This is a genomic window from Achromobacter sp. PD1 (genome assembly GCF_048541815.1).
GTDB lineage: Bacteria > Pseudomonadota > Gammaproteobacteria > Burkholderiales > Burkholderiaceae_B > Achromobacter > Achromobacter bronchisepticus_A.
Genome location: NZ_CP183349.1, coordinates 4,283,065 through 4,308,592 on the forward strand (window position 1 = coordinate 4,283,065; position 25,528 = coordinate 4,308,592).

Annotated in this window: 25 protein-coding genes and 1 pseudogene; 16 read left to right on the plus strand and 10 right to left on the minus strand. The window is 66.6% G+C overall.

Annotated features, from left to right (window positions below; genetic code table 11):
• Positions 1–19: 19 nt before the first annotated feature.
• Positions 20–1,033, plus strand: a complete 1,014-nt coding sequence (locus ACM1PE_RS20285; RefSeq protein WP_059379528.1) for a proline racemase family protein — start codon at positions 20–22, stop codon at positions 1,031–1,033.
• A 112-nt stretch (positions 1,034–1,145) separates the two neighbouring features.
• On the opposite strand, the gene ACM1PE_RS20290 is transcribed toward ACM1PE_RS20285, so the two are convergent.
• The 4 genes from ACM1PE_RS20290 to ACM1PE_RS20305 are packed head-to-tail and all read right to left on the minus strand — an operon-like array spanning position 1,146 to position 5,431.
• The gene (locus tag ACM1PE_RS20290) at positions 1,146–2,744 is read right to left on the minus strand and encodes a GMC family oxidoreductase (protein ID WP_419340783.1); all 1,599 of its coding nucleotides are present in this window, start codon (positions 2,742–2,744) and stop codon (positions 1,146–1,148) included.
• 5 nt (positions 2,745–2,749) lie between these two features.
• Positions 2,750–3,571, minus strand: a complete 822-nt coding sequence (locus tag ACM1PE_RS20295) for a shikimate dehydrogenase family protein (RefSeq protein ID WP_059379530.1) — start codon at positions 3,569–3,571, stop codon at positions 2,750–2,752.
• Between the two features lie 15 nt (positions 3,572–3,586).
• A complete protein-coding gene (locus ACM1PE_RS20300) occupies positions 3,587–4,573 on the minus strand; it encodes a transketolase family protein (RefSeq protein WP_419340784.1) in 987 nt (328 codons plus the stop codon).
• On the minus strand, positions 4,574–5,431 hold the full coding sequence (locus ACM1PE_RS20305; protein ID WP_118934490.1) for a transketolase: 858 nt from the start codon (positions 5,429–5,431) through the stop codon (positions 4,574–4,576).
• A gap of 127 nt (positions 5,432–5,558) precedes the next feature.
• On the opposite strand from ACM1PE_RS20305, the gene ACM1PE_RS20310 reads away from it, so the two are divergent.
• Entirely contained in the window at positions 5,559–6,263 is a 705-nt protein-coding gene (locus ACM1PE_RS20310; protein ID WP_059379533.1) for a GntR family transcriptional regulator, read from the plus strand.
• 21 nt (positions 6,264–6,284) lie between these two features.
• Entirely contained in the window at positions 6,285–7,355 is a 1,071-nt protein-coding gene (locus ACM1PE_RS20315) for an iron-containing alcohol dehydrogenase (protein ID WP_059379534.1), read from the plus strand.
• 39 nt (positions 7,356–7,394) lie between these two features.
• Here the strand turns inward: ACM1PE_RS20315 and ACM1PE_RS20320 are convergent, their stop codons facing one another.
• The 3 genes from ACM1PE_RS20320 to ACM1PE_RS20330 are packed head-to-tail and all read right to left on the minus strand — an operon-like array spanning position 7,395 to position 10,061.
• A complete protein-coding gene (locus tag ACM1PE_RS20320) occupies positions 7,395–8,330 on the minus strand; it encodes a 3-keto-5-aminohexanoate cleavage protein (RefSeq protein ID WP_013395474.1) in 936 nt (311 codons plus the stop codon).
• Complete coding sequence (locus ACM1PE_RS20325) at positions 8,323–9,279, minus strand: 3-hydroxyacyl-CoA dehydrogenase (RefSeq protein WP_419340785.1); 957 nt, start codon at positions 9,277–9,279, stop codon at positions 8,323–8,325. The genes ACM1PE_RS20320 and ACM1PE_RS20325 overlap by 8 nt, the downstream gene beginning before the upstream one ends.
• Positions 9,279–10,061, minus strand: coding sequence for an SDR family oxidoreductase (locus tag ACM1PE_RS20330; protein ID WP_054457818.1), 783 nt, complete (start codon positions 10,059–10,061; stop codon positions 9,279–9,281). The genes ACM1PE_RS20325 and ACM1PE_RS20330 overlap by 1 nt, the downstream gene beginning before the upstream one ends.
• A 325-nt stretch (positions 10,062–10,386) precedes the next feature.
• On the opposite strand from ACM1PE_RS20330, the gene ACM1PE_RS20335 reads away from it, so the two are divergent.
• The 6 genes from ACM1PE_RS20335 to ACM1PE_RS20360 all read left to right on the plus strand — a co-directional run bounded on the left by ACM1PE_RS20335 (position 10,387) and on the right by ACM1PE_RS20360 (position 16,847).
• Complete coding sequence (locus ACM1PE_RS20335) at positions 10,387–11,586, plus strand: ABC transporter substrate-binding protein (RefSeq protein WP_118934496.1); 1,200 nt, start codon at positions 10,387–10,389, stop codon at positions 11,584–11,586.
• A gap of 118 nt (positions 11,587–11,704) precedes the next feature.
• Entirely contained in the window at positions 11,705–12,571 is an 867-nt protein-coding gene (locus ACM1PE_RS20340; RefSeq protein ID WP_054457820.1) for a branched-chain amino acid ABC transporter permease, read from the plus strand.
• A 22-nt stretch (positions 12,572–12,593) separates the two neighbouring features.
• Complete coding sequence (locus ACM1PE_RS20345) at positions 12,594–14,375, plus strand: ABC transporter permease subunit (RefSeq protein ID WP_419340786.1); 1,782 nt, start codon at positions 12,594–12,596, stop codon at positions 14,373–14,375.
• A complete protein-coding gene (locus ACM1PE_RS20350; protein WP_054457822.1) occupies positions 14,368–15,072 on the plus strand; it encodes an ABC transporter ATP-binding protein in 705 nt (234 codons plus the stop codon). The genes ACM1PE_RS20345 and ACM1PE_RS20350 overlap by 8 nt, the downstream gene beginning before the upstream one ends.
• Before the next feature lie 15 nt (positions 15,073–15,087).
• Positions 15,088–16,083 (plus strand): NAD(P)H-quinone oxidoreductase, encoded by a 996-nt coding sequence (locus ACM1PE_RS20355; RefSeq protein WP_059379539.1) that lies wholly within the window; start codon positions 15,088–15,090, stop codon positions 16,081–16,083.
• Positions 16,080–16,847: an SDR family oxidoreductase gene (locus ACM1PE_RS20360; protein WP_059379540.1), complete on the plus strand. Its 768-nt coding sequence runs from the start codon at positions 16,080–16,082 to the stop codon at positions 16,845–16,847. The genes ACM1PE_RS20355 and ACM1PE_RS20360 overlap by 4 nt, the downstream gene beginning before the upstream one ends.
• A gap of 45 nt (positions 16,848–16,892) precedes the next feature.
• Here ACM1PE_RS20360 and ACM1PE_RS20365 read toward each other — a convergent pair whose 3' ends face one another.
• The 3 genes and pseudogenes from ACM1PE_RS20365 to ACM1PE_RS20375 all read right to left on the minus strand — a co-directional run bounded on the left by ACM1PE_RS20365 (position 16,893) and on the right by ACM1PE_RS20375 (position 19,557).
• Positions 16,893–17,552 (minus strand): thiopurine S-methyltransferase, encoded by a 660-nt coding sequence (locus ACM1PE_RS20365; protein ID WP_059379541.1) that lies wholly within the window; start codon positions 17,550–17,552, stop codon positions 16,893–16,895.
• Between the two features lie 91 nt (positions 17,553–17,643).
• A pseudogene (locus tag ACM1PE_RS20370) lies at positions 17,644–18,381 on the minus strand (YoaK family protein); the annotation flags it as partial.
• A 129-nt stretch (positions 18,382–18,510) separates the two neighbouring features.
• Complete coding sequence (locus ACM1PE_RS20375) at positions 18,511–19,557, minus strand: aldo/keto reductase (RefSeq protein ID WP_059379543.1); 1,047 nt, start codon at positions 19,555–19,557, stop codon at positions 18,511–18,513.
• A gap of 320 nt (positions 19,558–19,877) precedes the next feature.
• On the opposite strand from ACM1PE_RS20375, the gene ACM1PE_RS20380 reads away from it, so the two are divergent.
• The 7 genes from ACM1PE_RS20380 (at position 19,878) to ACM1PE_RS20410 (ending at position 25,500) form a co-directional block, all read left to right on the plus strand.
• Entirely contained in the window at positions 19,878–20,840 is a 963-nt protein-coding gene (locus ACM1PE_RS20380; protein ID WP_059379544.1) for an AraC family transcriptional regulator, read from the plus strand.
• Positions 20,841–20,957: 117 nt separating this feature from the next.
• Positions 20,958–22,259 (plus strand): alanine racemase, encoded by a 1,302-nt coding sequence (locus tag ACM1PE_RS20385; protein ID WP_059379545.1) that lies wholly within the window; start codon positions 20,958–20,960, stop codon positions 22,257–22,259.
• Positions 22,260–22,262: 3 nt separating this feature from the next.
• Entirely contained in the window at positions 22,263–22,931 is a 669-nt protein-coding gene (locus ACM1PE_RS20390) for an amino acid ABC transporter permease (protein WP_419340787.1), read from the plus strand.
• Positions 22,932–22,942: 11 nt separating this feature from the next.
• Entirely contained in the window at positions 22,943–23,593 is a 651-nt protein-coding gene (locus ACM1PE_RS20395; protein WP_054457830.1) for an amino acid ABC transporter permease, read from the plus strand.
• Positions 23,580–24,320: an amino acid ABC transporter ATP-binding protein gene (locus ACM1PE_RS20400; protein ID WP_118933730.1), complete on the plus strand. Its 741-nt coding sequence runs from the start codon at positions 23,580–23,582 to the stop codon at positions 24,318–24,320. The genes ACM1PE_RS20395 and ACM1PE_RS20400 overlap by 14 nt, the downstream gene beginning before the upstream one ends.
• A gap of 24 nt (positions 24,321–24,344) precedes the next feature.
• The gene (locus ACM1PE_RS20405) at positions 24,345–25,130 is read left to right on the plus strand and encodes a transporter substrate-binding domain-containing protein (protein ID WP_419340788.1); all 786 of its coding nucleotides are present in this window, start codon (positions 24,345–24,347) and stop codon (positions 25,128–25,130) included.
• A 22-nt stretch (positions 25,131–25,152) separates the two neighbouring features.
• Positions 25,153–25,500, plus strand: a complete 348-nt coding sequence (locus ACM1PE_RS20410) for a RidA family protein (protein WP_059379548.1) — start codon at positions 25,153–25,155, stop codon at positions 25,498–25,500.
• Positions 25,501–25,528: the final 28 nt, after the last annotated feature.

Here is a 25,528-nt window from a genome sequence, read left to right on the forward strand (position 1 = left end):
ACTGTCTGGAGCCACAGTCATGCGCAAGCAAGACGCGTTCGATGTCATCTATACCCATACCGAAGGCGAGCCCCTGTGCATCGTGCACAGCGGCATCCCCTACCCCGCCGGCTCCACCATCCTGGAGAAGCGCGCCTTTCTGGAACAGAACTACGACTGGCTGCGCAAGGCGCTGATGCGCGAGCCGCGCGGCCACAAGGACATGTTCGGCGTGTTCCTCACGCCGCCGTCCAGCCCCGAGTACGACGCCGGCCTGATCTACATCGACGGCACCGAGTACTCGCACATGTGCGGCCACGGCACCATCGCGGTCAGCATGGCCATGGTGGCCAATGGCCTGGTGCCGCGCGGCAAGGACGGCATCACCAAGATCCGCTTTGAAACCACCGCCGGCCTGGTGGTGTCGGAAGTGGCGTCCGAGGGCGACAACGTGCTGTGGACGCGCTTCGAGAACGTGCCGGCCTACGTGGCCGCGCAAGACATTCCGGTGGAACTGCCCGGCTACGGCAAGCTGTCCGCCGACATCGTCTGGGGCGGCAACTACTTCGGCATCGTCGACCTGTCGGGCTGCGACCTGCGCATCTCGCCGGACAACGGCACCGAGCTGTCGCGCATGGGCCTGATCGTGCGCGAACAGCTCAATGCCCGCCACCGCATCCAGCACCCGACCGAAGCGCACATCAACAACCTGAACTTCATCACCTTCTGGCACCAGCCGACCATCGAAGGCGCGTTCTACAAGAACGTGCACGTGTTCAGCGCCGGCCAGCTGGACCGTTCGCCCGGCGGCACCGGCACCAGCGCGATGATGGCCATGTTCGAAGCGCGCGGCAAGATGGGCTTGAACCAGCCGATCAAGTCGGAAGGCCTGTTGGGTAGCGGCGTGTTCGAAGGCTGCCTGCTGGGCGAGGTGGACCTGAACGGCACCCGCGCCGTGCGTCCCACGGTCAAGGGCACGGCCAGCATCCTGGGCACGGCGCGCTGGGTGATCGACAAGAACGACCCCGTCGGCGCCGGCTTCCTCATCCGCTGAAGGGTGTTGCCCCCCACGCCGCGCGCACTTCGTGCGCTAGCTGCCCCCCAAGGGGGGCTCTTTCGCCTTGGGGCGGCGCGGCGGCGAAAGGCCCCTCGCGCGGCTGGCTTACCTATTGCCGAGCCGCGTCCTCCAGGATCATCTCGGCCCCCCGCTCGGCCACCATCATGACGGCACCCTGCGTATTGCCGGACACCATCTTCGGCATCACCGAGGCATCCACCACGCGCAGGCCGGACAGGCCGTTCACCCGCAAGCGCACGTCGGTGACGGCGGCAGCGTCGGAGCCCATGCGGCAGGTGCCTATGGGATGGTAGATGGTCTGGCCGTTGCGCCGCGCGAAGTCCAGCCATTCGTCGTAGCTGTCCACCGCCGCGCCGGGGCTGATCTCCGATTCGACATAGCGCCGCATGGCCGGCTGGCCGACGATGCGACGGGCCGCCTGCATGCCACCCACCAGGCTGTCGCGGTCCACCTGGGCCGACAGGAAGTTGGGCCGGATCGCCGGTCCGGCCTGCGGATCCGCCGACTTGATGTGGATGGATCCGACCGACTCGGGACGCAGTTGCGCCACGCCTATCGTCATGCCCGGCTGCCGGTCGAGGATACGTTCGGCCGCATTGGCGTAGCTGGCGTGCACGAAGAAGTACTGCACGTCGGGCGCCGGCAGGTCTGGCGCGCTTTTCACGAAGCCGTGCACCAGCCCCGTGCCCAGGGTCAGGATGCCCTTGTGGCTGGCGTAGTAGCGCGCCACCTGCTGCGCCAGGCGCCAGCCGCGCGACATCTCGTTGAGCGTCACCGTGCCTTTCACCCGCCAGTTCATGCGGGTCGCGAAGTGGTCGATGTAGTTTTCGCCGACCTGCGGCTGCGCCAGCACCGGCGCGATGCCGAACGCTTGCAGCAAGGCGGGATTGCCGACGCCGGACAGTTCCAGCAACTGCGGCGACTGCACCGCGCCCATGCACAGCAGCGTCTCGCGCCGCGCGCGCACGATGTGCTCCTGTCCGTTCTTGCGATAGGCCACGCCCACGCAGCGCTTGCCCTCGAACACCAGCCGCGTCACGTGCGCGCCGCATTCCACCGTGAGGTTCTTGCGGCCGGCAGCGGGTTTCAGGTAGCCGTCCACCACGCTCCAACGCCTGCCCCGGTGCTGCAGCACCTGGTAGTAGCCCACGCCCTCCTGGCTGCCGCCGTTGTAGTCGGGATTCAAGGGCTGGCCGTCCTCTTGCGCCGCCTTCAGGAAGGCATCCGATATGGGAAAGCGTTCGGACACCTCTTCCAGATGCATCGGGCCGCTCTTGCCGCGGCTGGCGTCGCCGGGTTCGTAGCATTCGATCTTGCGGAAGATGCGCTCGGCCTGGCTGTAGCCCCAGCCGGTCGCGCCCGCCGCCTCCCAGCCGTCGTAGTCCTGCGGCTGGCCACGGACGTAGATCATGCCGTTGATGAGCGTCGACCCGCCCACGCCCTTGCCGCGCGGCACGGCAATGGTCCTGCCGTGGACGTTATCTTCCGGCTCGGTGGCGAAGCGCCAGTTGTATTCCGGGTTGACCAGCAGTTTGGAAAAGCCCGCCGGGATCGAGATCCACATGCTGCGGGCCTCATGTCCGGCCTCCAGCATCAGCACGCGATACTTGCCGTCGGCGCTCAGGCGGTTGGCCAGGATGCAGCCCGCCGTGCCGCCCCCGGCAATGATGAAGTCGTAGTCGCTCATACGGATCAGCGTCCCGCGTCGGCCGGCTTGTCCGCCGCCACGCCCAGCATTTGCGCCATCAGTTCGATCTGGCAGGCCAGCATCGGCGCGCCATAGTGCACCTTGCAGCCGCGGGCCTGCGCCGCCAGCAGCAAGGCCGTGTCCTTGGGCTGCATGATGACTTCACAGACCAGTTGGTCCGGCGTCAGGCGGCTGGCGTCCAGCGGCAAGGCGTCGTCCGGCTTCATGCCCAGCGAGGTGCCGTTGACCACCAGGTCGTGCCCCGAGGGGTCGGCCGTGCCCACGTCGATCCGGGCGCCGGGATGCAGCGACAGGATGCGCGCCTTCAGATCCTCGGCCTTGGCCGTGGTGCGGTTGGCGATGGTCAGCCGCGACACGCCGGCCTGGACCAGCGCGAAGCCGATTGCATTGGCCGCGCCGCCCGCCCCCGCCAGATAGGCGCTCTTGCCCTGCGGCGACACGCCTGCGCTTTGCAGCCCGCGGACAAAGCCTTCGCCGTCCAGCATGTGCGCCACCAGCTTGCCGTCCGCCTCGCGGCGCACCACGTTGGCTGCGCCGATCTTGCGCGCAACCGGAGTGGCGTCGTCGACCAGCTCCAGTATCGCGGTCTTGTGCGGCACCGTGACGATGACGCCGCCCAGGTTTTCCAGCCGCCGCAGTCCAGCGACCACCTCGGCCAAGTTATCCGGCCGGGCGTGGAACGGCACGCACACGCCGTCGAAGCCAATGGCGGCAAAATGCTCATTCATGCGCTGCGGCGTCTTCACGTGGTGAATGGGATCGGCCAGGATGCCGAACAGGCGCGTGGTGCCGGTGATTTCCTTCATGTTTGTCTCCGTGTCTCAGGGCTGGAGCGTGGCGCGCGCGACGTCGGCGATGCCGTCCGCGTCCAGCTTGTAGTGCGCATACAGGGTGGTGGGCGGCGCGATCAGGCTGTATTCGTCGTAGATGCCATGGCGGCGCAAGCGCGTGCCTGTGCCCGCGTCGGCCAGCACCTCGGCCACGGCCGAACCCAGCCCGCCCAGCACGTTGTGCTCTTCCACCGTCATCAGCACGCGGGACTTGCCTGCCGCGGCCAGCACGGCGTCGCGGTCCAGGGGCTTGATGGTGGGCATGTCGATCACGCCCACCGACAATCCTTCGCCGCGCAGTTGTTCGGCGGCCGCCAGGGCCGCGTGCACAGTGATGCCGCAGGCGACGATGTTCAGGTCCGAGCCGCTGGAATGGACAATGGCGCGGCCGAACTGGAAAGGCGCGCCGTCTTCATAGACCTGCGGGTCGCGGCCGCGGCCGACCCGGAAGTAGATCGGCTCGGGCCAGTCCACCGAGGCCTTGATGGCGGATGCCAGCTGCGGGCCGTCGGCGGGCGAGACCACCGTCAGGCCGGCCAGCGCCCGCATCGTCGAGATATCTTCAGTGGCGTGGTGCGAGGTGCCGTAGAAGCCCAGGCTGATACCGGTGTGGTGGCCGATCAGGCGCACGGGCAGCTTGGTATAGGCCACGTCCATGCGGATCTGTTCGCAGCACAGCAGGCCCAGGAAGGACGCGAAGGTCGCGACGAAGGGCATCATGCCGGTGGTCGCCAGGCCTGCCGCGGCCGACACCATGTTCTGCTCGGAAATGCCGAACTGGACATAGCGGTCGGGATAGGCCTGGGCAAAGCGGTTCAGGCCGTTGGAGTACTGCAGGTCGGCCGAACCGGCGACCACCGGATGGCCGGCCGCAGCCAGCTCGATCAGCGCGTCGGAAAGATAGGACAGCCCGGGGTTCACCGCATTCAGCGCGCGGTACTGCCAGGAATCGGGAGAGAGGACTTGTGCCTGTGCCATTCAGATCTCGCGGGAAAGGATTTCTTCAACGGCGCTTTGCGCGTCTTGCGGCGCCAGGTAGCCCAGATGCCAGCCCGGCTCGGTTTCCATATAGGACACGCCCTTGCCCTTGATGGTCTTTGCGATCACGCAGGCCGGCCTGGCGCGCGACTCGTCCGCGCGCAGGCGGCGCAGCAAAGCGGTCAGTTCCACCAGGTTGTGGCCGTCCACCTCATGCACTTCCCAGCCGAAGGCCAGCCATTTTTCCTTCAACGATTCCACGCCCATGACCTCGTCGACCTTGCCGTCGAGCTGGTAGCCGTTGCGGTCGACGATCGCAACCAGGCGCGACAGGCGGTTGTGGGCGGCGAAGAGCGCCGCCTCCCAAACCTGGCCTTCCTGCATCTCGCCGTCGCCCAGCAGCACGAAGACGTTGAAGTCGCGCCCGCTCATGCGCCCGCCCACCGCCATGCCCACGCCGTTGGACAACGCGTGGCCGATGGAACCCGAGCTGAAGTCCACGCCCGGCACCTTGCTCATGTCGGGATGATCGCCCAGCGGGCTGCCCAGGCGGGTGTAGCCGTCCAGCAGCTCGCGGGCGATGAAGCCATGGTCCGCCAGTACCGGGAAGAGACCCACGGCGGCATGGCCCTTGCCCATCAGGAAGCGGTCGCGGTCGGGCCACTGCGGCTCGCCCGGACGCAGCCGCATCACGTCGTAGTACAGCGCGGCGAAGATTTCCGCGCACGAGAACACCGAGCTGTAGTGCCCGACCTTGGCGATCTCGATCAACCTGATGGTCTCCAGCCGGATATGGCGGGCCTTTTCCCGCAGCAGCCCGACCTCCCCTTCGGTGGGGACCTCCCTGTCACTCCTCATGGCGCTTCCTTTTCGCTGTTAGGATATATGATATATAATATACCCATCGCGCTCGAATTTGCCATGGCGGGATAGAATTCATCCCGAATCCACCCGCCCCCATCAATACAGCAAGCCTGAGCCTGTCATGTCCAGCCTTAAACCGGTAAAGAAAGAGAACCTCTCCGTCAGGGTCTACAACGAAATCCGCAATGCCCTGATCAACGGGCAGTACGAACCCGGCGAACGCCTGATCATTGGCGAACTGGCCCAGGAAATGGGCGTCTCCATCACGCCTGTACGCGAGGCCATCTTCCGGCTGATCAGCGAGCAGGGACTGGAAATGCAGGCGGCCACCGCGGTCTACGTGCCTTACGTCAATTCGGAAAAGCTGCGTGAAATCCAGCAGATCCGCTTCCACCTGGAAGGCATGGGCGCGGCCGAAGCCGCACAGAACATCACGCGCAAACAGCTGGACAACCTGATCGCGCTGCAGCGGGATTTCATCTCCTGCACTTCCAGCGATCCCAAGCGCGCCAGCTACCTCAACCGCAAGTTCCACTTCGGCATCCTGGAAGCCAGCAACAAGCCCATCCTGCGCGCCACGGTGGAATCGTTCTGGGTGATCACCGGCCCCATCCTCAAGGTGTTCCACGTCAAGACCTCGGGGCTGGACTATTCGCAGAACGAGCACCGCCACGAAGCGGTATTGGAAGCCCTGGAAGCGCGCGACTCCGAAGCCGCCAGGCAGGCCATCCAGGCCGATCTGGTCTGGGGCGGCAAGATCATGATCGACTGGCTGGTCGAGCGCGAAAAGGAACTCGACTACCGCCCCCCCGCTGCCCGCAAGTAGGCAAATCCGAAGGAATCCCCCATGCTGAAGATTTTTGGCGCGCCCAGCCGCTACATCCAGGGCGCCGGCGCCCTGGACACTCTGGGACAGTACGCAGCCCTGTTCGGCCGCCGCGCCGCCCTGGTCATAGACAGCTATGTGCATGGCGTGCTGGGGCCAAGAATCGAAGCCTTGTGCGCGGCGCATAACGTGTCGCTCGCGCCGCTGATCGTCGAAGGCGACCTGACGCCCGCGGCGATCACGCAATTGCGCGCGCAGGCCGCGCCTGCCGGCATCGACATGGTGATCGCGGTGGGCGGCGGCAAGGCGCTGGACGCGGGCAAGGCCGTGGCCAAGTCCTCGCACTGCCATCTCATCACCGTGCCGACCGTCGCCTCCAACGACGCGCCCACCAGCAAGAACTACGTCCTGTACGACGCCCATCACAACCTCCTGGCGGTGGAGCACATGCTGTTCAACCCCACCATCGTGCTGGTCGATACCGCCGTCATCGCCACCGCGCCAGCGAATTTCTTTCTCGCAGGGCTGGGCGATGCGGTCTCGAAGAAATTCGAGGCCGAGCAATGCAGCCGCAACAGCGGCCGCAACATGTATGACGGCGCGCCGCCCCTCACCGCCCAGTTCATCGCCGACGGCTGCCTGCGCACCCTGCTGGCCGACGGCGCGGATGCCGTGGCGGTTGCCGGCAGCGGCCAGCCCACGCCGGCCTTCGAACGCGTAGTGGAAGCGATGATCCTCATGAGCGGCCTCGGTTTCGAAAGCGGCGGCCTGTCCATCGCCCACTCGCTGACGCGCGGGCTGCCCAGGATCAGCGGCCTGGCGAGCGCCCCGCATGGCCTGCAGGTGGCGGTCGGACTGCTGGTGCAGCTGGACCTGGAAAACCGGACGGACGGCGTGCTGGCCGAGCTGACCCGCTGGTATGCCCAGGTGGGCCTGCCCACCACCTTGCGCGAACTGGGTGCGGCCGACATGCCGGACGACACGGAACTGCGGCTGGCTGCGGAGCTGAGCCTGAAGGCCCGCCACGCCGCCAACTTCGACCGCGCGCTCGATACCGACACGCTGGCCGCCGCGCTGCGCCGCCGCGCCTGACGCGACAAGGGGCCGGATAGCTGCCGGCCCCTGGCCGCATCAGAACGCCACGTTGTCCTTGCCCTTCAAGTCGAGCTTGGCGCGCGCCTCTTCGGGCGTGGCGATTTCCAGGTTCAGCGCCTCCAGGATGGTGCGGATGCGCTCCACCTGGACCTGATTGGATTGCGCCATCTCGCCCGGCCCGATCCACAACGAATCCTCCAGCCCCACCCGCACGTTCGAGCCCATGGCCGCGCCTATGGTGGCCAGCGGGATCTGGCCGCGGCCGGCGCCCAGGATCGACCATTCATAGTCGTTGCCGAACAGGCGGTCGGCCGTGCGCTTCATGTGCATCAGGTCTTCCGGGTGCGGGCCGATGCCGCCCAGGATGCCAAACACCGATTGGATGAAAGGCGGCGACTTGACCAGGCCGCGGTCCACGAAATGCGCCAGGTTGTACAGATGGCTGATGTCGTAGCACTCGAACTCGAAGCGGGTGCCGTTGGCGTTGCCCAGCGCGAGGATGGACTCGATGTCCTGGTAGGTATTGCGGAACACCAGCGAGCGGCTGTTTTCCAGATGTTCGCGTTCCCAGTCGTGCTTGAACTCCTTGAAGCGGCCCAGCATCGGGTACAGGCCGAAGTTCATGGACCCCATGTTCAGGGACGCCAGCTCCGGCTTGAAGGTGGTGGCCGGACGCATGCGCTCTTCCACCGTCATATGCGGGCTGCCGCCGGTGGTGATGTTGATGATGGCGTCCGTTTCCCGCTTGATCCGCTCCAGAAAGGGCTTGAACAGCGCCGGGTCCTGCGACGGCTTGCCGGTCTGCGGATCGCGCGCATGCAGGTGCAGCACCGCCGCGCCCGCCTTGGCCGCGCCGATGGCCGCTTCGGCGATCTCGTCGGCCGTCACCGGCAGGTGCGGCGACATGCTGGGCGTATGGATGGCGCCCGTCACGGCGCAAGTGATGATGACTTTCTGCTTGGGCTTAGCCATTGTTGTCTCCGTTGTCCTGTTTATGGCGCATGAGGCGCATCAGTTTTTCATCGCGCCAGAAGCGGCGCTTGGCAAGATCTTCCTGCGGCAGCAGGCCGCGGCGTTCCTCCGACAGCGCGTCGACCAGCGCGCCGTCCCAGGCGACGGGTTCGCCCTGGGTCGCGGCGATGGACTGGTACAGCCCGCCGTAGCGCGCGCAATAGTCGGCAATGCCGCCGGGTGCGTTGAGGTCTATGGTTTCGAACGGCCCCATGAACGACCAGCGCAGGCCCAGGCCGTCCTTCACCGTGGCGTCGATGTCCTCGGCGCTGGCGACGCCCGCGCTGGCCAGGCGGAACGCCTCATGCAGCAGCGCGCCTTGCAGGCGATTCAGGATGAAACCTTCGATTTCGCGCCGCACCAGCACGGGTTTCTGGCCGATGCCGGCCATGACGGCGCGGGCGGAATCGACGGCCTGCGGGCTGGTCCAGGGCGCGGGGCACAGTTCCACCACCGGGATCAGGTACGGCGGATTCACCGGGTGCGCCACCAGGCAGCGGTGGCGTCCGGGCAGATGCCCGGTGAATTCGCTGGCGGGGATGCTGGATGTGGAGCTGCCGATGATGGCGTCGGGTTCGGCCGCCGCGTCCAGTTCAGCAAACAGCGCCCGCTTGATTTCCAGATTCTCGGGCGAGTTCTCCTGGATGTAGCGGGCGCCCTTCAAGGCATCGGCCAGGCTGCTTGCCACATGGACGCGTCCGCCTATGGCTTCGGCGTCCGTCAGCAAGCCCTGGGCTTCAAGTTCGCGCAGCTGCCGCAGGATCAGGCCGCGGGCTTCGGCCAGCATCGCGGCATTGACGTCATGCAGGCGCACTTCCCAGCCCATGCGGGCGAACACGATGGCCCAACCCTGGCCTATCAGGCCGGTTCCGATGATGGCGGCGCGCTGCGCCTTGGACCCGGCGTCCATCAGTAGAGCTTCTGCGTGAAGCCGTCCACCACGATGGCCTGCCCCGAAACGCTGCGGGCGGCCTCGCTGGCATTGAACAGCACCATGTTGGCGATATCGCGCGCCGTGACCATGCGGCCCAGCGCGGCCTGGTTCTCGTACTGCGCGGCGATCTCCTCCACCGGCCGGCCCAGCGTATCCGCCTTGGCCGCGATGACGGCGCGGATGCGCGGCCCTTCCACCGCGCCCGGCAGGATGGCGTTGACGCGGATGCCATAGGGACCCAGCTCGATGGCCAGGGACTTGGTAAAGCCGATCACCGCCCACTTCGAGGCGGAATAGACGGAGCGCCCGGCAAAGCCGAGATGGCCGGCCGCGGACGACAGATTGATCATCACGCCGGCCTTGGACTCCTTGAGCAGGCCGATGGCCTGGCGCGCGCACAGGAATTGCCCGGTGATGTTCACGGCCAGCGTGCGGTCCCAGTCCGCCTTGGACAGGGTTTCGACGTAGCCGGTGGGACCGGCCACGCCCGCGTTGTTGACCAGGATGTCCAGGCCGCCCAGCTTGGCGCGGACCTGGTCGAACAGCGCGGCGACGCTGTCTTCGTCCGAGACGTCGGCCAGGGCCGCATGCACGCCGGGCAATTCAGCCGGCAGCGCGGCCAGGCGCTCCTGGTTCACGTCGCATACGAACACGGAGGCGCCGGCATGGCGGAACACCTTCGCCATCTCCAGGCCCAGCCCGTCCGCGCCGGCGGTGATGAGCACCTTTTTCCCGGCGAAATCCACTTCCTCGAACATGCCTCTGTCTCCTGATTCTTATGAAAAACGGCCGATCGATGATATACGATATATGAAAAAAACAGCTATTTTCTAGCGTTTGTTGCAACCGTTGCAGCCACCGGAATGCTTCATCCCAAAGCCGTAAAACCCCCGCCATTTGTTTGATATCAGCCCGCTAAGTCTTTATTCATGCGGCTTTAGGGAATTCCCCGATTCGGCGGGTTACGGCCCCAACTAGAATCCAAGGCGGGGTTTGCTACCCGCCCGGCCGATATATCATATATTTAAAAAAACGGACCAAACAAGAAAGTCCGCATCCCATACCGACAAAGGAGCGTAGACAGTGTTCAAGTTCAACAAAATTGCTTTGGCGCTGGGCCTGTGCGGCGCGCTGGCAAGCGGCACCGCAGCGGCCGACATGAAGGTAGGTGCCCTCTTCCCGTTCAGCGGCGCGCTCGCGCTTCTGGGACAAGAGAGCTATCGCGGCCTGGAACTGGCCGTCAATGAGATCAATGCCGCCGGCGGGGTCAACGGCGAAAAGATCGAGATCATCAAGGCCGACGCCGTCGATCCGACGCAAGCCGTGTCGGAAACCAAGCGCCTGATTTCCTCCAACGTGGTCGGCGTGTTCGGCAGCTACGCTTCCGGCATCTCCTATGCGGCCTCGCCCGTGACCGAGCTGGCCGGCGTGCCCTATTTCGAACTGGGCGCCACCGCGCACAAGATCACCACCCGCGGCTACAAGTACCTGTTCCGCAGCAACCCCAACACCGCGCTGTACGGCGTGTCGGTGGTCAACGCGCTGCACGACACCATCGCGCCGGGCATGGGGCTGAACCCCAAGGACATCAAGATCGGCATCATCCACGAGGACGGCCCCTACGGCACCGACGTGGCCGCCACCGAGAAGAAGCGCGCGCAGGAGCTGGGCTATACGGTCGCGGAAGTGCTGCCGTACTCGGCCAAGACCGTGGACCTGTCCTCGCTGATCCTGCGCCTGAAGGGCGCCAAGGTCGACGTGGTGCTGCAGACGGCCTACCAGAACGACGCCATCCTGTTCTTCAGCCAGGCGCGCGCCGCGGGCTTCAAGCCCAAGGTCGTGATCGGCGCGGGCGGCGGCTATTCGCTGGCGGACACCGCCAAGGCCGTGGGCGCCGACATGAACGGCGTGTTCGACCTGGACTTCCCGCAATCCTCCATCAACCCCGCGGGCGCGCCCGGCCTGGACAAGTTCCTGGAAGCCTACAAAGCCACCTACAAGAGCGACCCCCAATCCGGCCACAGCCTGACCAACTACGTCGGCGCCAAGGCCTTCTTCGAAGCCATCGGCAACGCCAAGTCCACCGACAAGGACAAGATCCGCGCCGCGGTCCTGGCCTACAAGAAGCCGGCCGGCCAGACCGCGAACGGCTGGGCCTTCGACTTCGGCGAAGACGGCCAGAACAACGCATCCACGTTCTACGTGATGCAGTGGCAGGACGGCAAGCTGGTCACCATCGCACCCAGCAACCTCGCACTCGGCAAGCCCGTCTTCAAGAAATAAGCGCCACGCCAGTGCTCAGGCGCTCGGGGGCGCCTGACGTTTCCCGGGGTCCGCGCGCCCCGGTTCGGCCGACGACACGGCCGGGCCGGGGCCGCCACCCGTTCTAAGAGGTTGCAACATGGAACTATTCATTCAACTGGTCATCAACGGCCTGTTGCTAGGCGGCGCGTACACCATCATCAGCCTGGGGCTGACGCTGATCTTCGGCGTGGTGCGCGTCGTGAACTTCGCGCACGGCGAGTTCCTGATGATAGGCATGTACATGGTCTATCTGATCGCGGCGCAATTCGGCGTGCATCCCTATGCCGGCCTGGTACCCGTCGCCGTCATCCTGTTCGCGCTGGGCGCGCTGACGCAGAAGGGCATCATCCAGCCGCTGCTCAACGCCGACCAGCACATCCAGATCTTCGCCACGGTGGGCGTGTCCACCATCCTGCTGAATCTCGCCCTGGTGATCTTCGGCGCCAACGTCTACCGCGCGCCGGTGGAGCTGGGCACCAATGCCATCGACATCGGCCCCTATTCGATGGTGACCGGGCAGCTCGTTACCTTCGTGATCGGCCTGACCCTGGCGGTGCTGCTGCACCTCTTCATGCACCGCACCTACCTGGGCCGCGCGCTGCGGGCCGTGGCGCAGCACCGCTACGCCGCGACCCTGATGGGCGTGAACGTCAACAACGTCTACGCCATCGCCTTCGGCCTGGGCACGGCCTTCGTCGGCATCGCCGCCGGCCTGCTGGCGCCGCAATATCCGGTGTTTCCCACCGTGGGCACGTACTTCGTGCTGACGGCGTTCGTGATCGTGGTGCTGGGCGGCCTGGGCAGCCTGTACGGCGCGGTGGCCGGTTCCATGATCATCGGCATCGTGGACACGCTGGCCGGCTTCTACATCGCCCCCGACCTGAAAGAGGTCGTCTATTTCGGGATCTTCCTCTTGATCCTGGTGCTGCGTCCGAACGGCCTGTTCGGCGTCGGCACAGAGTGATCAGAGCAACAAGGAGCGAGATGTGTTTCCCGATATCCGACACCCCAAGACCTACGTCAGCCTCATCCTGCTGATCGCGATGTTCCTTGTGCCCGTGATCATGGGCACGCCATTCTGGACCAACCTGTTCGTGCTGCTGTTCGTGTTTTCGGCCCTGTCCGTGGCCTGGAACATCGTCGGCGGCTACGCCGGCCAGCTGTCCCTGGGCCACGCCGTGTTCTATGGCATCGGCGGCTATACCGCCACGCTGCTGACGCAGAACTTCGGCATTTCGCCGTGGTTCGGCATGCTGGCGGGCGCGGTGATCTCGGGCGCGGTCGCCATCCTGATCAGCTACCCCACCCTGCGGCTGCGCGGCCCGTTCTTCGCGCTGGCCACCATTGCGATCCTGGAAGTGGTGCGACTCCTGGTGATCCACGAGGAAAGCTGGACGGGCGGCTCCAGCGGCATCAGCCTGCCGCTGAACATAGGCTGGACCTGGATCGTGTTCCGCGAGAAGGTCAATTACGTGATCATCGCCTTTGGCCTGTTCCTGCTGGTGACCTGGGCCTCCTGGTACATCCGCAAGTCGCGCATCGGCCACTACCTGATCGCGATCCGCGAACGCGAGGACGCGGCGCTGGCGGTCGGCATCCATACCGTGCGCATGAAGATCATCGCCGCGGTCGTGTCGGCCATGCTGACCAGCATCATCGGCACCTTCCACATCACCTACCTGACCTTCGTGGACCCCAGCTCGGCGTTTTCGCTGGAACTGTCGATCCAGGTGGCCATGTTCGCGCTGATCGGCGGCCTGGGCACGGTGGCCGGCCCCATCGCCGGCACCTTCCTGGTGCTGCCCATCGCCGAACTGGCGCGCGGCTGGCTCAGCAGCGTGGGCAACGGCATGCACGGGCTGATCTACGGCCTGATCCTGGTCGCGGTGGTGCTGACCATTCCGCGCGGCCTGGCCGGCGCCTTCGGCCCGGCCATCGAACGCTGGCTGTCGCGTCTGCCCTATCTGGGCGCACCTCGCGCCAAGCTCAAGCTGGCCGATGAACTGCGCCTGCACAACGCCGATCGCACGGATCAGCCGGTGCTCAAGGCCGACAAGCTGTTCAAGAGCTTCGGCGGCCTGCGCGCCACCAACGACGTGTCGCTGACGCTGAACCAGAACGAGATCCTGGGCATGATCGGCCCCAACGGCGCGGGCAAGACCACGGTGTTCAACCTGCTGTCGGGCTTCCTGTCGCCGGACAAGGGCGGCATCACCATGCTGGACGCGCAAGGCAAATGGGTCACCTGCAAGACGCCCGACGAGTTCGCGCACCAGGGGCTGGGCCGCACCTTCCAGATCGCCAAGCCGTTCACCGGCCTGACCGTGCTGGAGAACATCATGCTGGGCGCCTTTATCCGCACCTCGAACCGGGACGAGGCCGAACAGATCGCGCTTAAGGTCGCCGAGCAGACCGACCTGGTGAAGTACCTGGACATCGAGGCGCGCAACCTGACCGTGGGCGGCATGAAGCGCCTGGAAGTCGCCCGCGCGCTGGCGATCAAGCCCCGCATCCTGCTGCTGGACGAGGTGATGGCCGGGCTGAACCCCACCGACATCGAGAAGTCGATCCAGATGATCCGGCGCATCCGAGATTCCGGCGTGTCGGTGCTGCTGATCGAGCACATGATGCAGGCCACCATGGCGCTGTCCGACCGCATCATCGTGCTGAACGAAGGCGCGGTGCTGGTCAGCGGCGCGCCCAAGGACGTGGTGGAGAACCCCGCCGTCATCGAGGCCTATTTGGGCAAGGAGTACCAGGATGCTTAAGGTTTCGAATCTGTCCTCGGGCTACGGCAAGAGCCAGGTCCTGAACGGCCTTAACTTCGAGGTCCATGCGGGCGAGATCGTCACGCTGATCGGCGCCAACGGCGCCGGCAAGACCACCACCTTGAAGACGCTGTGCGGCGTCATCGCCGCCATGGAAGGCAAGGTCGAGTTCGAAGGCCAGGACCTGACCAACCGCAAGCCCTACGACATCGTCGACGCGGGCATCACCATGATTCCCGAAGGCCGCCAGCTGTTCCCGCACTTCACGGTGCGCGACAACCTGCTGATGGGTTCGTACAAGCGCGCCGCGCGCCCCATCGTGCAGCGCAAGCTGGACGAGGTGCTGGGCATCTTCCCGCGGGTGCAGGAACGCTTGAACCAGTACGCCGGCTCGCTTTCCGGCGGCGAACAGCAGATGGTGGCAATCGCCCGCGGCATGATGGCCGATCCCAAGCTGCTGGTGTTCGACGAACCCTCGCTGGGCCTGTCGCCGCTGCTGGTGCAACAGATGTTCGACATCATCCGCGGCGTCACCGCGCACGGCGTGACCGTACTGCTGGTGGAGCAGAACGTGTTCCGCACGCTGCGGCTGGCGGACCGCGGCTACGTGCTGGAGAACGGCGCCATCGTGCGCACCGGCACCGGCGCGGAGCTGCTGAGCGACCCGCATGTGAAGAAGGCCTATCTGGGCCATTGATACCAAGGATTCCTTATGTCTTTACGCTGCACATACATCGACCACGGCCAGGGCGGCGCGCCCGACTGCATGCGCCTGGCCGAACGCGACATGGAAGCGCCCGCCGGCCGCCAGGTGCTGATCGAGGTCGCCTACGCCGGGGTCAACCGCCCCGACGTGCTGCAACGCTCGGGCTCCTATCCGCCGCCTCCGGGCGCCTCGCCCCACCTGGGGCTGGAAGTGTCCGGCACCGTCATCGCCGCCGGACCCGACGCCAGCCTCTGGAAAGTCGGCGACCAGGTCTGCGCGCTGACGCCGGGCGGCGGCTACGCCCAATACTGCCTGGCGGACGAACGCCATTGCCTGCCCGTGCCGCGCGGCCTGGACTTGCTGACGGCCGCCGCCATCCCCGAGAACTACTACACCGTCTGGACCAATGTGTTCGACCGCGCCCGTCTGGCGGCCGGCGAGCGCTTCCTGGTGCACGGCGGTTCCAGCGGCATCGGCCTGACCGCGATCCAGCTGGCGCGCGCCTTTGGCGCCGAAGTCTGGACCACGGTGGGCAATCAGGAAAAGGCCGACGCCTGCCTGGCCGCCGGCGCGCACCATGCCGTGCTGTACCGCGAGGCCGACTTCGAGGCAGCGGTGCGCCAGGGCAGCGGCGGCGCGGGCGTGGACGTGATCCTGGACATGGTGGGCGGCGCCTACATGAACAAGAACCTGCGGCTGCTGGCGCTCAATGGCCGGCTGGTGCAGATCGCTTTCCTGGAGGGCAGCAAGGCCGAGATCGACGCCATGCCCATCATGCTCAAGCGCCTGCAATTCACCGGCTCCACATTGCGCCCCCGCTCCGACGAGGACAAGGGTGCGATCACCCGCAAGCTGGCGGAAAAGGTGCTGCCGCTGATGGAACAGGGGCAATGCCTGCCGCGCATCCACAAGGTGTTCCCGCTGGCGGAAGCGGCCCAGGCGCATACGCTGATGGAAAGCAGCAAACACATCGGCAAGATCATGCTGAAGGTGGCCGCATGAGCGGGCGCTTCAAGGACCAGGTCGCCATCGTGACCGGCGCGGTCGGCGGCATAGGTTCGGCCATCGTCGAAGGCTTCCTGGCCGAAGGCGGCCGCGTGGGCCTCATCGATTTCAATGCGCAGGGCGGCCAGGCTTACGAAAAGGAACTGCGCAAGCGCGGCCACGGAGTCTGCTTCGTGCACGCGGACGTCGCGCGCTTCGAGGAGTGCCAGGCGGCCTACGAACGCATCAGCGCGGAGCTGGGTCCGGCCACCATCCTGGTCAACAACGTCGGCATTTCACCGAAGACCGATGGACGCGCGCTGAAGGTCTGGGAGATGCCGCCCAGGGAATGGGAGAACGTGGTCGCCGTCAACCTGAACAGCGTGTTCTACATGACGCACCTGGCCACGCCGCACATGGTGCGCGAGCGCCAGGGCCGCGTGATCAACATGTCGTCGGTGGCCGGCCGCGCCTATTGCGACATCGTGGCGGCGCATTACGCGGCCACCAAGGCTGGCCTGATCGGCCTGACGCGCCACTGGGCCGCCGAACTGGGCGAGCACCAGGTCACGGTCAACGCCCTGGCGCCGGGACGCATCAGCACGCCCTTGCTGAAAACCGTGCCCAAGGAGATCAATGACGCGGTCGCGCAGGTGACCGCGCTGCGCCGCCTGGGCACGCCGGAGGAAGTGGCGGATGCCTGCCTGTTCTTCGCGTCGGACCAGGCCCGCTTCGTCACCGGCCAGGTGCTGGACGTGGCCGGCGGCTGGCTGATGACCTGAGAGCATCGCAGGCAGCGCCCGCCCGAACGCGGGCGGGCGCTTTCTTCACTCCTGCGCGCCCAGGTGGTAGACCACCGTGTCCAGCCGGCTGACGCCGGCTGCCAGGAACTTCGGTTCCTTTTCCAGGATGTCGCGGCGATCGATGATCCTGGCGGGCGACACGCCCGCAAAGATGTTCTGCACTTCGCTGTCCACGACAGAGAACGGCGGCCCCGGCATTTCTTCCTGCGGATAGTCCAGCGTGATCAGCAGTCCCTGGTAGGCGGGCGACAGATTGCCGTAGACGTGGCGCACGTAGTCCGCGCGCATGGTATCGGGCAACGCCACCAGCGCAGCGCGGTCATAGGCGCCCACGCAATGCGACAGCAGTTGCGCGTCCAGTTTGAAGATGTCGCCGCAGATGATTTCGATGCTGCCCGCCACGTAGTGCTTGCCGTAGACGGACACGTGCGTGAGCGGCTTGAGCTCGTTTTCCTCGAAGAACTGTTCGACCGCGAGCTGCGACAGTTCGACGCCCAGCACGGAATGCCCCTGGGCCGCGATCCACACCATGTCCAGCGACTTGCCGCAAAGCGGCACCAGCACCCGGCCGTCCTTGGGTACGCCCAGCGTCGGCCAATACTTCTGCAATAGCGGCGTGACCCGCGATTGATGAAAATGCGTGCGCCCTTCGCGCCAACGCTCCAGCCAGAATTCCGCGTCCATGCCCGGTCTGCCTCCTGTGTATCGGTGCGGGGCATTGTAGTTCGCCGGCGCGGCGGCGGGCGTCCCGGCCCTACATGCGCGGCAGCAGGCTGCGGATGTCGTCCACGATGGGCACCGCGGCCAACGCCATGAGCATCAGCGCCAGCGGCACCGTCGAGCCGAACCCGAAGTTGAAGAAGGAATACGCGCCCGTCACGCCGCCGACGAAGAACAACGACACCAGCACGGTGAGCACGACAAGCTTGCTACGGTCCGCGCGCACCGGCCGCATGGATGCGGGATCCCCCTTGGCCATGTTCCAGTAAAACAGCTTGCCCAGTTCTATGCCGATATCGGTGACCATGCCCGTCACGTGCGTGGTGCGGATCTCGGAGCGCGACAGCTTGGTGATCATGGCGTTCTGCAGACCCATGATGTAGCAAAGCAGCATGACGGTGCCCGGCACATAGAACCAGCGCAGCGTCTCCAGGTTGGCGCCCAGCAAGCCGAAGCCCAGCAGCAGCACGGCTTCGTATAGCAGCGGCATGGCGTATTCGCTGGTCAGGCGCGAGCGGCGCCCGAAGTTGATCAGGAAGGCCGAGCTGGCGGCGCCGGCCAGAAAGGACAGCAGCGCCGCCAGGCCCTGCAGCACCACGATCACCCCGCCCAGCGCCAGGTTATCGGCCATCATGGAGACGATGCCGGACATGTGCGAGGTGTATTGCTGCACGGCCAGGAAGCCGCCGGCGTTGACCGCGCCGGCGGTAAAAGTCAGGACGTAAGCAAGGTGCCTGTTGGCCTGGGGGCTGCGGCTGACGGCCGTCAGGCGGCGTAGATACGGAATGGCCACGCGTGTCCCTTCAAGACAAGAATCCATACACAGCAAAGTGCATGACATTCTAGTCGCCGCGGCACGGCGCGAGGTCCGGCGCGCCGGACGCCAGCCATGCCGGCGGCGGCCCCGCCCGCCTCCGGCGTTTTACACCGCGCCGGATTCGCTCAGCTGCTTGCGCCGGTATTCGCCCTGGCGCACATGCATCCAGCCCGGATACTCCGGCGGCAGGGCGCTGACCTGGTCGAGTTCGGCCAGTTCGTCCGCCGTCAGGCGTATCGCCGTGGCCGCCAGATTGTCGTCCAGCTGCTCCACGCGCTTGGCGCCGATGATGACGCTGGTCACGGCCTGCTGGTGCAGCAGCCAGGCCAGGGCCACCTGCGCCACCGATACGCCGCGCGCGCCGGCGACGCGCCGCAGGACCTCGATGCTGTCATAAGCGCGTTCCTGGTCCACCGGCGGGAAGTCGAAGGCGGCGCGGCGGCTGCCGGCTTCGGCCTGCCCGTCGCGGCTGTACTTGCCGCTGAGCAGGCCGCCCGCCAGCGGACTCCATACCATCAGGCCCACGCCTTCGCTTTGCAGCATGGGCACGATCTCGCGCTCCAGGTCGCGGCCGGCGATCGTGTAATAGGCCTGCAGCGATTCGAAGCGCGCCAGCCCCAGGCGTTCAGCGATGCCCAGCGCCTTCATGATCTGCCAGGCGGCCCAGTTGGACACGCCGACATAGCGCACGTGTCCATGCTGCACCAGATTGTCCAGCGCCCTGACCGTTTCTTCCACCGGCGTGGCGGGATCGAAGCCATGGATCTGGTAGAGGTCGATATGATCCAGCTGCAGGCGCGACAGGCTCTTCTTGACGCCGTCCATGATGTGCGAGCGCGAGTTGCCGCGCGCATTGACGCCGGCGCCCGTCTGTCCGAACACCTTGGTCGCGATCACGACGTCCTCGCGCGCCACCTTCAGGTCGCGCAGCGCCTGCCCGGTGATGACCTCCGAGCGGCCCTCGGAGTACACGTCGGCCGTGTCGATGAAATTGACGCCGGCATCCAATGCGCGGCCCACCAGCCGGTTGGCGTCTTCCTGCTGCAGGCTGCCGATCTTGCTCCACAGTTCGCCTTCGCCGCCGAAGGTCATGGTGCCCAGGCAGAGTTCCGACACGAACAGGCCGGTGCTTCCGAATTTCTTGTACCGCATGGTTGCGCTCCTTCAAGGGCTGGGCGGGAGCCGGCGCTCCGGGATGGAATGGCCGCGGCCCGCCTGCCGGGATGAAGGCAAGTATGCGTCCAGGGGCCGGCGCGGACGCTGCTTGATCCTGCCCTTTTTTTGCCCAATCCTGCAGCGCTGCCCCGCCTGTGGCGCCTGGCCGCTCATTCCTCCGAGTTTTCTGCCCATTTCTCCATGAAAAGCGCCGCCGCCTGGACGCAGGCTCGCTTAGGCATACACTGAAAGCCACCCAATCCTCCGACTTTCCGCCGCCCTATGCCTACCCGGCACGGCGCGCCACGGGAGCCCCCATGACCATCACATCCGCACTTGCCGCCAGCGTCGCCGTCCCGGCCCTGGACGTCGCCTATGAGCCGGCGCGGCGCGAACTGCTCTGCACGCTGGAACGCATGACCGGAGACCTGGAGGGTTCGCTGGACACGCCCATCGAGGGCCTGTTCCTGCACCGCATTTCGCAGCCCACCGGCGCCAAGCCCGGACTGCAGAAAGCCGCCCTGGGCGTCATCGCCCAGGGATCCAAGCGCCTGCTCATCGGCGATGAAGCCTACGAGTACGACCCCTTCCATTACCTGATTTCCTCGGTGGATCTGCCGGTCGTGGCCAAGGTGTCCGTCGCCAGCCCGACCCTGCCCTATCTGGGCTTGCGGCTGGACCTGAACGTAGAGGAGATCACCGCGCTGATCAGCGACGACAGCCTGCCGCCGCAGCCGCCGGCCGAAGCCGCGCGCGCGCTTTGCGTCAATCCGCTGGGCGGCGCGCTGCTGGACGCGGTGCTGCGCCTGTTGCGCCTGCTGGACACGCCGCGCGACATTCCCATCCTGGCGCCCCTGGTCAAGCGCGAACTGCTGTACCGCCTGCTGATGAACGGCCAGGGCGCGGTGCTGCGCCAGTCGGTGCTGCAGGACAGCCAGCTCAACCGCGTGGCCAAGGCCATCCGCATCCTGCGCGACAACTATGCCCTGCCCCTGCGCGTGGAAGAGATCGCGCGCGACGTGCACATGAGCGTGTCCTCGCTGCATCATCATTTCAAGCAGGCCACCGCCATGAGCCCGCTGCAATACCAGAAGCACCTGCGCCTGCAGGAAGCGCGGCGCCTGATGCTGACCGATGACGCCGGCGTGGCGCTGGCGGCCCATTCCGTGGGCTACGAAAGCTCGTCGCAATTCAGCCGCGAATACAGCCGCCTGTTCGGTTCGCCGCCCTTGCGCGACAAGCAGCGCTGGAAGGACGAAACCGCCTCGGCGCCAGCCTGAGCCGCCGGTCCGGCATCCCTAGGGGATTGCCCTAATCCTAATTTGACAACGTTACCATTAGACTGCCGCCATCAAATGACAACGTTGTCATAACCCTGATTTTTCTTCGGCGGCCACATGAATCCCTTCCTGGAAACCCTGCTCGATACTCCACTGGACGACACCTACCGGGGCATTCCTCCGGGCGAACCCGCCGTCCCGCTGCGCGGCGTCGCAGCCCGGGGCTGGCAGCCCAGGAGCGGCAACATGGCCCTGCCCGTCCTGACGCTGGATGAGGCCGCCTTCGCCCACAACGTCGAGCAGATCTTCCAGTACGCCCGCAGCCACGGCGCGGCGCTGGCGCCGCATGCCAAGACGCCGATGTCGCCGCAGATCGTGCAGCGCCTGCTCGACGCAGGCGCCTGGGGCGCCACCGTCGCCAACCTGCAGCAGGCCGCCGTGCTGTTGCGCGCCGGCGTATCCCGCCTGATGCTGGGTAACGAGATCGGCGGCGCGGCCAGCGGCGCCCGCCTGGGCAAGCTGCTTGCAGGCTACCCCGACGCGCGCCTGCTGGCGTTCGCGGACTCCGCCGACACCGTGCGTTCGCTGGCCGCCGCGGCCGCTGAAGCCGGCCGGCCCGTGGAGGTGCTGGTGGAAGTCGGCGGCGGCCGCGCGGGCGCGCGCGACGATGCCGCGGTCGCGGCCATCCTGGCCGCGATCCGCGAGCAGGGCGACAAGCTCGCGCTGGCGGGCGTGGCCACCTACGAAGGCGCCGTCGCGAGCTCGGACGCGGCGCTCACCGCCAGCAATATCGCCGCGCTGATGGAGCGCGCCGCCCGCGCGTTCAAGGCAGTGCGCGCGCTGGCGCCGCACGCGCCGCTGGTGTTCACCGCGGGCGGCTCGGCCTTCTTCGACCATGTCACGCAGGCGGCCAAGGGCTGGCTGGCCGAGGACGGCAATGCCCAGCTGGTGCTGCGCAGCGGCGCCATCTTCTTCCATGACCACGGCACCTACCAGCGCGCGCTGCAGGCCATGGACGCCCGCGCGGGCTTCCAGGTCGACGGCCAGGCGCGCAACGCCGCCGCCGACTTCCGGCCGGCCCTGCGCCTGTGGGGCGAAGTCCTGTCGCGCCCGGAACCGGGCCTGGCGATCTGCGGCTTCGGCATGCGCGACGTGTCCTACGACCAGGACCTGCCCGCGCCGCTGGCCGCCTTCCGCGGCGGCGCGGCCTTGCCCGGCTGGGATATGCAAGCCCGCGTCACGCGGCTCAACGACCAGCACGCCTTCCTCGCCATCGCGCCGGACAGCGAGCTGGCGCCGGGCGACGTGATCGAGTTCGGCATCTCGCATCCCTGCACCTGTCTGGACCGCTGGCGCGTCTTCTTCGGCCTGGACGCGGACGGCCGCGTGCAGTCGGCCTACCGCACGTTCTTCGGATAAGCCATGCAACAGCTGAACTTCCAACAGATCTGGCGCTACCGCGAACAGCTCTGGGACGGCATCCAGGTCACGCTGGAGCTGACCGTCATCGCCGTGGTCGCGGGGCTGGCCATCGGCCTGGCCGGCGCCCTGCTGACGCGCCATGGCCCCAAGCCGGTCAAGCTGGCGCTGCGCGCCTATGTCGAGGTGTTCCGCAACACGCCGTCGCTGATCCAGCTGTTCGTCGTGTTCTTCATCCTGCCGGGGCTGGGCCTGCGCATGCCGCCCTTCGTGGCCGCGGCGCTGGCGCTCAGCCTGTATTTCGGGGCCTACGCCATCGAGATCCTGCGCGCCGGCCTGGACTCCATTCCGCGCAGCCAGATCGAGGCCGGCCATTGCCTGGGTCTGAGCACCTGGCAGGTGTACCGCCACATCGTGCTGGCGCCCGCCTTGCGCAACGTCTACCCCGCGCTGGGCACGCAGCTGGTCATTCTGCTGCTCGGCACCTCGCTGGCCTCGCAGGTATCGGCCGAGGACCTGTTCCATGCCGGCAGCTTCATCGAAAGCCGCACCTACCGCAGCTTCGAGGTCTATGCCGTGATCTGCGGCATCTATTTCACGCTGGTGCTGATCACCAAGGCCTTGCTGGCCCTGGCCGGCAGCCTGGCCTTCACCTGGCCCGTGCGCCGCTAGGAGTCGCGAGCATGCGTACGTTTACCCTGAGTGATTTCGCCTCCCTGCTCAGCGCGCTGCAATGGACCGTGGCCCTGGTGCTGATCGCGCTGGCCATCGGCGCCCCGCTGGGCCTGGGGCTGGCGCTGCTGCGCGGCCACCGCTCGGCGCCGCTGCGCTGGCTGGCCGCGGCCATGCAGCAACTGGTCCAGGGCGTGCCGCTCCTGGGCCTGCTGATGTTCTTCTACTTCGGCATGCCGGTGTTCCTGGGCATCGAGGTGCCCGCGCTGACCGCCGTCAGCGTCGCCTTCATCATCTACACGGCGGCCTTCCTGGGCCAGATCTGGTACGGCGGCATCCAGGCCGTGAAGCACGAGCAATGGGAAGCGGCCGCCTGCCTGGGTCTGTCCAAGTGGCACCAGTTCCGCCACGTGATCGCGCCGCAGGCGTTCCGCCTGTCGCTGCCGCCCACCGTGGGCTTCCTGGTGCAGCTCGTCAAGGGCACCTCGCTGGCCTCGGTGGTGGGCTTTGTCGAACTGGCGCGCGCCGGGCAGATCGCCAGCGCGGCCACCTTCCAGCCCTTGCTGGTCTATTCCTGCGTCGCGTTGCTGTACTTCGCGGCGTGCCTGCCCCTGACGATGTGGGCCCGTAACCTGGAGGGCCGCTTCCATGGCGCTCGTTGAAGTCTCCAACATCCACAAACGCTTCGGCGCCAACGCGGTGCTCAACGGCGTCTCGCTCGAGGTCAACGAAGGCGAGATCGTCACCATCATCGGCCGCTCCGGCTCGGGCAAGTCCACCCTGCTGCGCTGCCTGAACGCGTTGGAGACGGTGGACGACGGCGACATCCGCATCGGCGGCGAACGGATCCACGCCGGCATGCCCGGCCTGCGCCAGTTCCGCCAGCGCGTGGGCATCGTGTTCCAGCAGTTCAACCTGTTCCCGCACCTGAACGTGGAACGCAATATCACGCTGGCGCCCACGCTCAACGGCAAGATCGCCAAGTCGCAGGGCCGCGCGCTGGCGCTGGACGTGCTGCGCCGCGTCGGCCTGGCCGAAAAGATCGACGCCTATCCGGCCCTGCTGTCGGGCGGCCAGCAACAGCGCGTGGCGATCGCGCGCTGCCTGGCCATGGCGCCGCAACTGATGCTGTTCGACGAAGTCACCTCGGCGCTGGACCCCGAGCTGGTGGGCGAGGTGCTGAAGGTCATGGAAGACATGGCGCGCCAGGGCATGACCATGGTGCTGGTGACGCATGAAATGGCCTTCGCCCGCAACGTCGCCTCCAAGGTCGTGTTCATGCACCAGGGCCGCGTCTGGGAACAAGGCCCGCCCGCCGAACTCTTCGCCAACCCCCAAACCCCCGAGCTGCGCCAATTCATCGGCACGGCCGCGCCTTCCTCCCACTAAGTCATCCGCCACTGGAGTCATTGCATGAAACTGTTCGCCAAGCTGGCCGCCGCCGCGGCCGTCTGTCTCTCCCTGGCCGCGCCCGCCTCGGCCGCCGACAAACTGCAGGACGTGCTGGGCGCGGGCAAGCTGCGCGTGGGCGTGCTGATGGACGCCGCGCCCTGGGGCTTCAAGGACGCCAAGGGCGAGGCCGCGGGCCTGGACATCGACCTGGCCAAGCTCATGGCCGCCGACATGGGCGTGAAGCTGGAGCTGGTGCAGGTCACCGGCGCCAGCCGCATTCCCAGCCTGCTGGCCGGCAAGGTCGACGTGCTGATCGCGGCCGCCGGCGCCACCCCGGAACGCGCCCAGCAGGTCATGTTCTCGCAGCCCTATGCCGCAGTGAACCTGGGCGTCTACGGCGGCGCCAGCATGCCGCAGGCCAAGACCGTGGACGAACTGAAGGGCCACAGCATCGCCGTCGCCAAGGGCTCCACGCTGGACATCTGGCTCACCGACAACGCGCCGGGCGCCAAGCTGGTGCGCTTCGAGGACACGCCTTCGGCCGTGGCCGCCTATCTGGCCGGTCAGTCGGAGTCGTTCGCCGAGAACAGCGCCATCGCGCTCAAGGTGGCCGAGGACAACGCCGCGAAGGCGCCCGAACTCAAGTTCCTCATCCGCCAATCGCCCGCCCAAGCCGCCGTGCAGCAAGGGCAGCAGAACCTGCTGAACTGGATCAATACCTTCCTCTTCACCAACCGCCTGAACGGCAAGCTGCCGGCGCTGCAGCAAAAGTGGTTCAAGGAAGCCCAGACCCTGCCGCAGATGTAATCGGCTTCATCAAAGGACTCGCATGATCAAACGCTACAAATCCGGCTCGCGCATGAGCCAGGCCGTCTCGTACAACGGCTTCGTGTTCATCGCCGGCCAGGTGGCCGACAATCGCCAGGGCTCGCTGGAATCGCAGACCCGCGAAGTGCTGGCCAAGATCGAAGCGCTGCTGGCCGAGGCCGGCAGCGACAAATCGCGCCTGCTGGCCGTGGACGTGTTCCTGCCCGCCATCGGCGACTTCGACGCCATGAACAGCGTCTACGACGCCTGGGTCGACCCCGCCAATCCGCCGGCCCGCGCCTGCGTCGAGGCCCGCCTGGCCGACCCCGACCTGCGGGTCGAAATGACCGCGGTCGCCGCGCTGCGCTAAGCGCGCCTTGCTGCGGCCTTCCGATCCC